The organism is Vibrio sp., from assembly GCF_038138445.1.
In the GTDB taxonomy this organism is placed as follows: Bacteria; Pseudomonadota; Gammaproteobacteria; order Enterobacterales; family Vibrionaceae; genus Vibrio.
The window spans coordinates 1-9,123 of sequence record NZ_JAYQDQ010000123.1; the positions used below are offsets into that span (position 1 = coordinate 1).

The 9,123-nt window shown below is 41.8% G+C and carries 8 protein-coding genes and 1 pseudogene; 1 reads left to right on the forward strand and 8 read right to left on the reverse strand.

Annotation, left to right across the window (positions count from 1 at the left end):
• Window positions 1–51: 51 nt before the first annotated feature.
• The 7 genes and pseudogenes from AAFM34_RS19320 to AAFM34_RS19350 all read right to left on the reverse strand — a co-directional run.
• Window positions 52–1,269 (reverse strand): annotated as a pseudogene (locus AAFM34_RS19320) (aspartate:alanine antiporter); the annotation flags it as partial.
• 180 nt (window positions 1,270–1,449) lie between these two features.
• Window positions 1,450–1,716, reverse strand: a complete 267-nt coding sequence (locus tag AAFM34_RS19325; RefSeq protein ID WP_160931234.1) for a GrxA family glutaredoxin — start codon at window positions 1,714–1,716, stop codon at window positions 1,450–1,452.
• Between the two features lie 101 nt (window positions 1,717–1,817).
• Complete coding sequence (locus tag AAFM34_RS19330) at window positions 1,818–2,672, reverse strand: MurR/RpiR family transcriptional regulator (RefSeq protein WP_341665643.1); 855 nt, start codon at window positions 2,670–2,672, stop codon at window positions 1,818–1,820.
• Between the two features lie 263 nt (window positions 2,673–2,935).
• Complete coding sequence (gene panP, locus AAFM34_RS19335) at window positions 2,936–4,582, reverse strand: pyridoxal-dependent aspartate 1-decarboxylase PanP (RefSeq protein ID WP_341665644.1); 1,647 nt, start codon at window positions 4,580–4,582, stop codon at window positions 2,936–2,938.
• Between the two features lie 140 nt (window positions 4,583–4,722).
• Complete coding sequence (locus AAFM34_RS19340; protein WP_341665645.1) at window positions 4,723–5,238, reverse strand: hypothetical protein; 516 nt, start codon at window positions 5,236–5,238, stop codon at window positions 4,723–4,725.
• A gap of 104 nt (window positions 5,239–5,342) precedes the next feature.
• Entirely contained in the window at window positions 5,343–6,257 is a 915-nt protein-coding gene (locus tag AAFM34_RS19345) for a lysine exporter LysO family protein (protein ID WP_341665646.1), read from the reverse strand.
• 28 nt (window positions 6,258–6,285) lie between these two features.
• Window positions 6,286–7,206, reverse strand: coding sequence for an HDOD domain-containing protein (locus AAFM34_RS19350; protein ID WP_341665647.1), 921 nt, complete (start codon window positions 7,204–7,206; stop codon window positions 6,286–6,288).
• A gap of 344 nt (window positions 7,207–7,550) precedes the next feature.
• Between AAFM34_RS19350 and AAFM34_RS19355 the strand changes: the two genes are divergently transcribed.
• A complete protein-coding gene (locus tag AAFM34_RS19355; RefSeq protein WP_341665648.1) occupies window positions 7,551–8,138 on the forward strand; it encodes a TfoX/Sxy family DNA transformation protein in 588 nt (195 codons plus the stop codon).
• 47 nt (window positions 8,139–8,185) lie between these two features.
• Here AAFM34_RS19355 and AAFM34_RS19360 read toward each other — a convergent pair whose 3' ends face one another.
• Window positions 8,186–8,740 carry a hypothetical protein gene (locus AAFM34_RS19360; RefSeq protein ID WP_341665649.1) on the reverse strand — a complete coding sequence of 185 codons (555 nt, stop codon included), beginning with the start codon at window positions 8,738–8,740 and terminating at the stop codon, window positions 8,186–8,188.
• Window positions 8,741–9,123: the final 383 nt, after the last annotated feature.

Here is a 9,123-nt window from a genome sequence, read left to right on the forward strand (position 1 = left end):
CAATACCGAATTTAAAAGGAAATGATTAGATGGGGTTTACCGCCAGCTTACAAAAGTCATGGTGATCAATCCAAACATAATCCCTAGGATAAAGAAGCTACAAAAAGCCAGCAGATCGGCCATCTGACTATGGATGGAAATAAAACCAATCTTTTCTGCTAAGCCATGAACGCGGCTCTTTTCTCCACTCACCTGAAGAACATCTCCTTTAGCGAGTACGATATCGAGATCCATGGGCATTTCTATTTGAGCTCGGACAACTCTGTTAAGGAAACAACCGTATTCGGATAAGTTGAGATCAGAGAGGCGTTTACCTGCCATAGCATCGCTTTTTACCACGATTTCTTCTTCAACGATCCTCAAGTCTAGGAGGTTGCGGTCAAACACTTCCTTGCCATTGCGAAAACTAGGATCGAGTCTCGCGTGGCTATCAGGGAATCCAAGCAGTGCAATCTCATCACCTTGCTGCAAAATTGCGTCGCCATCAGGGTGGGCAAGGATTCCATTGCGACGAATACGCTCGATATAGCAACCAGTTTGGCGGTAGATACCCAGTTCGCGAAGGTTTTTTCCATCACTCCAGTCAATGAGCTCCTGCCCAACTCGGTATGCGCGAATGATGGGTAAATAAACTTTACGCTGCCCATTACTTCCCAGCCCTCTCTCTTGGGCTATCTGCTGTGCAGAGTCAGATAAATTTTGCTTTTGAAGCTTTGGCAGCAATTTGGCAAAGGCAATCATGCTGATCAAACCAACTAAGTAAGCCATGGCATAACCGACAGATAAGTTTTCAATCACCTCAGAAAAGTCCATAGCATGTGGCGTGGTGGCAAGGCCAGAGTTAAGAGCATCTTGAGCGCCAACCAGCACAGGAGTTGCCGTAAGTGCACCAGCCATCATTCCGGCAGAGAGTCCGAAATCAAGACCTAGATTATGGCTGGCAAAGTAGGTGATAAAAATAGCGCTAGATAAGACCACCATACTCAAGATGAAATAATGCTTACCGTCTCTAAAAAAGATACCAAAGAAGTTGGGACCTGCCTCTATGCCAACGCAGTAGATAAATAACATAAACCCAACGGTCAATGCGTCTGCATTGAATGTAAAACCCAGATGTCCCATGACTAATGAAGTAAGCAAAACACCGATGGAATTGCCGAGTTGGAGATTGCCAAAGCGAATTTTACCAATGGCTAAGCCAATAGCGAGTGCAACAAAAATTAGCAGGATAGGGTTTTGCTCAAGCAGGGATAAAACATCAATGTTCACAGGGCAGCTCTTACTTCGGTGCCATAGATTAAGTGAGCAAATTGTAACTTAATAAAGAGAAATGATAAGTGTTAATTTGTATAATTGACGATTTACTGACTTGTGCCAAATATTTTGCAATAGGATTAAATAACAGGTACAAAAAAGCCGCTATTAACAAGCGGCTTTAACAATTTCTAATTAAGCGTCAAACAGACCTAAATGCTCTTTTGCATACGCTTCAAAGTCATCACAGCCACCGATATGAGTCTCATCAATGAAGATTTGTGGAACAGTTTCTACTGGTTTACCGACCGTTTTTTCTAGGTCAGCTTTTGAAATGCCTTCGGCATGAATATCCACATAACGGTAGTTAAAGTCATCGCGTTTTGCTTTCAATGTCTCAGCGTGTTCTTTTGCACGAACACAGTAAGGGCAAGCTGGACGACCAAAGATAACTACGAACATATTGTCATTCTCCTTTATTCTGATAGGCGCCACTATGCCCGAATCGAGCTGGAAAATAAAGAGGCATTTACCTGTTGCTTCGATAGGTTAAACCTATTTGTTTAGAAGTGAGACAACTTGTCGTAGCGCGAATCTTTAAGCGCCTCTTTAACGCGTTTTAAATTATCCCTAAAGCCCGAACCGCGCCTTAAAGTAAAGCCTGTTGCCAAAACATCAATCACGGTCATTTGCACGACGCGACTGGCCATTGACATGTATACATCGGTATCTTCAGGGACATCCAATGAAATGGAAAGAGAACTTGCTTGATCCAGCGGAGAATCTTTAGCCGTGAGTGCAATAACAGTGGCTCCGTTTTCGCGAGCGAGGTTGGCAATCTCAACCAGACTCTTTGTCCGGCCTGTATGCGATATCAGCACGATAACATCGTTATCCGTACAATTAATACAGCTCATACGCTGCATTACTATATCTTCAAAACAAGTGATCGGAATATTAAAGCGAATAAACTTGTTTTGTGCGTCACGGGCGACCGCTGAAGATGCACCTAAACCAAAGAAAGAAATACGTTTCGCTTGAGTGAGAAGATCGACGGCTCGATTGATCTGCATAGAGTCTAAGCTATTTTTTGCCACATCCAAACAGGCCATAGTGGACTCAAAGATTTTGTGAGTATAGGCATCTGGACCGTCATCTTCCTCAACATTACGATTTACATACGGAGTGCCGTTAGCAAGGCTTTGTGCAAGATGCAGCTTGAAATCAGGGAAGCCTTTAGTATCTAAGCGGCGACAGAAGCGGTTTACTGTCGGCTCACTGACGTCGGCCATTTTTGCAAGAGTAGCAATACTAGAATGAATAGCAGTTTGAGGAGATGCCATGATGACTTCAGCAACCTTTCGCTCTGACTTGCTGAAATTTTCTAGATTTTTTTGAATTTTTTCTAATGTATTCATAGTGTTCACAAAGGTATAGAGAACAACTTGCTGGATAAGTTAAGGCGTAATCACAAATGTGTAATTGCCAACCAGCGCCATGGGGCCCAGTATAAACCCAAGCTTAAGGTTTACTGTAATATTTACACTTTTAGATAGGTGTAAACATGACAGGCCTCAAACTAAATCTTTTCAAAAGAGATAAAATAGTATTTACCCTTTCAGAAACCCACTATTAAAGACGTTTAATGGTAGGCAAATTACACTTGTTTAGAAAGAAATTTTCAACTCACTTCAAGGGTTTGAGAGGCTGCTAGAATTTTAGCCATCAAATTGGGTGCTTGCTGAGCGATATTTCTTTGTTCTTCTAGTACTGTGCTAAGAATATCGTGCTTAGTAAGTGGGTTAGCGAGTACCACACGAAACACGATCGTATTAAGCTTATCCCAACGTGCAGGATTTAAACGCGTTCTAGAAACAAAGGATTTACCTGTTTCTCGCTGACGCTTTTGGATAAATTGAGTCAGTTCGTTGACTAACTCATTGAGGTGTTTTTTGTGTTCTGGTGAAGCAAGCTCAAGTGCTTTGCGTACTTCGGCGGGTATATAGCGATAGGTTAGTAAGCAAAGCTCTGGTTCTGATATCAACTCAAAATCATCTTGCGCCTGTATTAGTTTGGCAAAATGCTTGGCTTTTTCGATACTCTCATCGATAAGTAGCTCATAACCAGGGCGACTAATAATATGCATTGCTGCGTAAACCAGCATGGCCATACCGGACCGAGAACCTTCCAAAGTATGACTACCCAAGTCCTTTGAGCCTTTTCGTAGTATATATTGAGCGTGGTGCTCAATAGATTTCATCGCTTCGGGATCCTTAAATAGAACCATACCGGCACCCATAGGAACATAGAGTTGTTTGTGGGCGTCGATTGTAACTGAATCGGCTTTTTCTATGCCCTCTAACAGGTAGCGGTAGTTGTTTGACATCAGGGTAGCGCCGCCCCAAGCTGCATCAACGTGAAAATGGCAGTCGTGCTCTCGGCATATCTCAGCCATCTCAGATAAGGGATCAATCGAGCCAGTTTCTGTGGTACCGGCTACTCCTATCACAGCAAACGGTTTAATATTTTCTTTCTTCAACTCAACAATCTTTTCGTTCAATGCTTGAGGGCATATACGATTGTTTTCGTCAGTTTTGACAGCAACTAAACCTTGTTGACCAAGTCCAAGTACATCGGCAGATTTTTTGAGAGAGTAATGACCTCTTTCTGAAACAAGCACAGCCAAACCTTGATAGCCATAGTGTTGCATTGCGCTGAAAAGCCCTTCTTTCTCAACTCCCTGAAATTCTCCTCGTGCTTTTAGTGCATTGTTTCTCGCAACCCAAAGGGCGGTGATGTTTGCGATGGTGCCACCTGAGCAAAAAGCGCCTAATGAGTGTTGTGCACTGTGCATCCATTTTGTATAGAAGTCGTCATTTTGGTTGTATATTAATCGATGCAGCATGCCTAATACTTGCCGTTCTAGCGGAGTAAAGGCCTTGGAAGTCTCTATTTTTACTAAGTTTTGATTAAGAGCGATCATGATTTTTGACAATGGCATCAAAAAATAGGGCAATGCGGATGTCATATGTCCAATGAAACTTGGTGCTGAGGTATGAACTGAGTGCGAGACTAAGGTATCAAGGAGGTGCTGGGTGTGCTCAGAAACAAACTCTGGATTTTCTGGGATAGAGGAAAATGAGAAGTCTTTTTCGATCTCTTTGAGGGGCTTCTCTTCTGTCACGATATGCTCACGCAAAAATTGATTAAGGTTTTGTGAGAGCCTTTCTTCGATTTTCGTCAGTGTTGAGTCTGGTCCTTCAGGGACAGTAAATATTTTAAGCAGACTGTCGAAGCTTACGTCAGCCGTTTTATGTTTGGTTATCATACAACTACTTTGCTCTTGTCACTCTGTTGCCGCGCCAATCTAAACGAAAATCGGCTTAAAGTCCCGAGTTAATTGCTTGAACCTTTCTGGCAATGTGAAGCGTCACCGCTTTGATATGACTCTCAGCAGTGACATTTATATTAGGTTTCACATGACATACTTTCTAAGTCTTTGATGGCTTTATTATAACGTTTAAGTGCACTATCAATTTTGGTTGGATGACTTAATAAATCAGCAAAGGCTGACCTCAGGTCATAGTTTTTATCATGTGGTTTTGACTGACGATCACTGTAGGTTACTTGAGCCAGGCGGCCTAATTCGTCACTGCGAGACGATAAAGTTTTAATATCTTTCTGCTCGAGTAAAAGCCAAGATTCGACTGGCTGATTGACGGCGATTTTTGAAGGATCATTTTCTAGATAGTAATGGACTGCCGCCCTGTTGAGTTCAAAATGGTTTTTTCTACCTTTCAAAAACCACTCGCTGACCTCTTTAAGGTCAGGGTATTGTTCGCTAGTAAGCTTGGCTAAATCTTCATACCAGTGAAGAGAAGCATCAATATAGGCATCGTATTTCTTGGACAAACATGCATTGTCGGCAGCGGCAACCATGGTCGAGGTTGCGCCCAACAGCAATGCAATCAGTAGACGTGTCATAATTATTCCTTTTTTGAAGGTTATATATTATAAAGCCACTCAATATGAATCATTAAATTGTATAGCATGGCTGAGTCATTAATATAATGAACTGAAGAATAAAATCATGCGATCTGCTCTGCAAGAGAGACAAAGAACAGCATCAATAAGGGCACTAATAGGCTCAAAATGAATCCGCTGACTATGGCAATTGGTACGCAGCGTACGCCACCAGTGCTTTGGATGATTGGTAATGTAAAGTCCATTGCTGTAGCCCCTGCATAACCAATAGCCACGCTAGGCCGTGAATGTATAACCAGCGGAATCATAACTAAGGCAACAAGTTCTCTAACTAGTTCAATCATAAATGAGGCACCACCAAAAACTGGTCCAAAAGCGTCTCCGATGAGAATCCCCGATAAAGAATACCACCCAAATCCACAAGACATTGCAATGGCATGATAAAGGTTAATATCAAGTATCATTGCTGCTATAACTCCTCCCAGAATTGAAGTGGTAATTATAGTGACTGCGATTATCATACCTTGCTTGTTGAGCAAAATTTGACGTAAGGAGAGCCCACTATTTCTGAGTTGAATCCCAATGAGAAATAGGAGAACGAATAAAACAGATTCACCTGCTATATCCACCCAGCTTAGATCTATATATAGAAGTCTGCCCGCAGCCAGACCTATGCCAACAAAGAGAATTAGCTTTACTGACTCGAAAGCCATAGTTGAAAGTGAAAGGGTATTTTTTTTGCTTTCAACCTTAATTGGGAAGTGCTTATCAATGATTGGAAGTGCCGCTAAGTTGCTTAGTCCAATACATACAGAGAAGACAGCAACATACTGAAGTATCAACTGTAGATTTTGACCCAAATTGTCGAGTGAAGCTAGGCTTAAGCCCATTAAGGCTAAGATAAGGAAAATTAAATAATTAGTTGTCCGATTAACTCTGGAGAGAAAAGCGGCATTTGAGGTTTGAATTAAGTACCCCACAAGGAGTGGGGCAAAAATAAAAAGCATTCCCGTAGGCATGATATTCCTGAGTGATTGCTAGCTTAGTCTATAACCCGCTGGCGCTAATGAGTTCATTGATTTTTGATTTGAACTCAATATCACTTAAATTACTCAATTTGTACAGTATATCAGCACCAGTAACATCAAATTCGACAGTGTGTTCATCGATTTGGTCATCTTGGCGGCGGAACATGAGAATATGATTAGCGATACGCGCTATGTCGAGGTAGCTGACGTTCACACGCTTTGCTTGAGTGGTATGATTACTTGCAACATCAAGGAAGTCATGGTCAAACCCCCAATTTTTTAAAACTAGCTCACTGGCACTCGTGCATAGGTTGTTAAATACCTGAAATGCTATGTCTTCGTCTAAATAGTTCCCTTTTTCCAGATAAGCATGATATTCACTGACAATGCAGAAAAGTCCAATATCTGCCAGTAAACCTGTTAGCAAAGCCTTGTCAGTTTCTAAGTAATCGTAGCTATTAGAGTCAATTTCCCTGAACCCTTTTACTACCATTACCATGGTTGCAGCAAGCTCACGAGAGGTGTTTGCACTGTTTACAAGCATTTGATTGCATCCACGGCTCAGGTTAACTGAATGCTTTAATTGTTCTATCGCTTGAGCGGTTACTATATCACGCACTCTTAGGATCCCCAGACGCGAAACGGCGGTGACAATGTCGGTGCATGTAATATTACGGCGATTAAAAATCACTGAATTTGCAACTCTGATAACGATGGCAGCGAGGCCAGGATCTTCAAATAGGCAATCAGCGATATCAAATACGGTTGTGCAATCTTTAGTACAAAGTTGTTGTATCTTTAGTACGACGTCAGGGATGGGAGGTAAAGTAATTTTACCAGATGCGATAGCATGCTTTACCAAGGTATTGAACTCAGATTCAATGCCTTGGATCAAGAGATCATTGTTTTCAGGAAGCCAGAAAAAAGACAGATGGTTCATTCTATTTAAGCGTTATCTTCTACCAAATATATTTTACCTGCCTTAGTGATCGATATGCAAATCATTGATAGAAAATATGGTATTGCATATGTGTATATTGATGTTGACTTAGTATGGAAAGATATTTTATGTGATTTTTGTCGCGCTTTAGAGCTAGTCTGGGCGGATTGATGTGAGCTGTGCATAGACATATTTTTTATCGTTAACTACCATTTATGAACTTGGAGTCAGAGTTCAAAACAAATCATAACTTAGAGGTTTTCTGACACAAGTACACTTTTTCGCTTATATCTGCTGCTATCTGGTGATCATCAATAATCGGGGTTTTCTGGGTTAGAAGGATCATGGATATGACAGAGCAAAACTTTATCTCGTATGTAAATAAGTTCGGGAGCTTCCAAAAGCGTTCAATGTTTGGTGGACTGGGCCTCTTCAAGCAAGATGCTATGTTTGCCCTAATCAGTTCAGGGCAAGTGTTTATTCGAGGTGGAGAGCAACTCGATAGGCAACTGATGCAGTTGGGGTGTACCAAATACCGTCATGTAAAAAAACAGACGACAGCAACAGTAAACTATTATGATGTGACACGCCTTTTTCTTTCTAGAAGCGGAGTGCTTGATGATATTGTACGCCAATCAATGCAATTTTCAGTTTCTCAGCGCCATCATAAAAAATCATCCGCCAGCCGTCGCTTACGTGATTTACCAAACATGCAACTTACGCTTGAGCGTATGGTGAAAAAGTCCGGAATTGGTGATGTAGATACTTTTGTTGAGCTTGGTGCTCCTAAAGTGTTCTCAAAAGTGAAAGCTACATATGGGAATGATGTGGATGTGAAATTGCTTTGGAAGTTTGCTGGCGCAATAGACGGAGTACATTGGAAGTTGATTCAGGAACCGCGTAAGCGTCAGCTGCTTGCAAGCTGCATTTAAGTGATTATAAGTTAAAGAAAAGCCGAGTTTCACTCGGCTTTCAATCACTAGAATTTAAAACGTGTCGTGAACATTAGCTGGTCGCCATAGAAGTCGTTGATTCTGACTTCTCCTCCGATAGAAAATAGTTCTGTCGCGTGAAAACGAGCGTAAGCAGACCCAATCCAATCGTCATCATTATCAATGTTTACGTAACCAGCTTTACCACCAACTTCGAGTTGGGGACCGAGCCACTGGCGAACGCCTAGGTTTAGCTCCATACCAGTATCACTGCCTTTGCCTTCTTTTCCGTCAAAGTCCACTACGCGGAAAAGCATTTCACCAGTGAAATCTGCCCAGTTATTGATTGGTGCATGAAAGCCAAAACCTGCTGCTGCATCATAATCACCTTCGAACTCAGAGTCTATTCGGCCGATAAAGTGGGCATTTGGGTGGATAGATCTACTTACAGCTGTACCGAAAGTAACAGGGCTTGCTCCAATTCTGGCTTCTATGTAATCGTAGCTAAAGTTACTCATTACGGCGGGGCTGTTTGGATCTGTCTCTGCGAGAGTTTGACCGGATGCTAGCACTATGGCAGCAGCTAAGATTATATTACGCATATGAAAGAAAAACCTTTTCTTGTTAATTTCCTCGGTCTATTGCGACTGAGCACTGTCATACCATAACATCATAATGCATTCTCGTAGTACGACACCACTAAAATGTCATTGTTTTGTCACTCTTTCTATCAGCGAGCAAAATTTACGCCAAAATAAAATTTAAAAGGAGATTTATTACCCATATTTACATATTGATGTGGGCTTTAACAGGTAAGATAAACTGCACCTGTGATTGATTTGTTTAGTCGCGTATCTCGCTATTGGGTGGTGTAATGGGATAGAAACCTTGCAGTGAATTGACCCACCTTTGGATAGTGTGCACTAGACTGGTGATCTGCTCCAGCCAGACTGGACACTTCATTAAGCGACATTTTGCTGTTCAA

Coding starts and splice junctions, on each gene's coding strand:
- AAFM34_RS19325 (WP_160931234.1), bottom strand. CDS start 1,716: ATGTTCGTAGTTATCTTTGGTCGTCCAGCTTGCCCTTACTGTGTTCGT.
- AAFM34_RS19330 (WP_341665643.1), bottom strand. CDS start 2,672: ATGAATACATTAGAAAAAATTCAAAAAAATCTAGAAAATTTCAGCAAG.
- panP (WP_341665644.1), bottom strand. CDS start 4,582: ATGATAACCAAACATAAAACGGCTGACGTAAGCTTCGACAGTCTGCTT.
- AAFM34_RS19340 (WP_341665645.1), bottom strand. CDS start 5,238: ATGACACGTCTACTGATTGCATTGCTGTTGGGCGCAACCTCGACCATG.
- AAFM34_RS19345 (WP_341665646.1), bottom strand. CDS start 6,257: ATGCCTACGGGAATGCTTTTTATTTTTGCCCCACTCCTTGTGGGGTAC.
- AAFM34_RS19350 (WP_341665647.1), bottom strand. CDS start 7,206: ATGAACCATCTGTCTTTTTTCTGGCTTCCTGAAAACAATGATCTCTTG.
- AAFM34_RS19355 (WP_341665648.1), top strand. CDS start 7,551: ATGGATATGACAGAGCAAAACTTTATCTCGTATGTAAATAAGTTCGGG.
- AAFM34_RS19360 (WP_341665649.1), bottom strand. CDS start 8,740: ATGCGTAATATAATCTTAGCTGCTGCCATAGTGCTAGCATCCGGTCAA.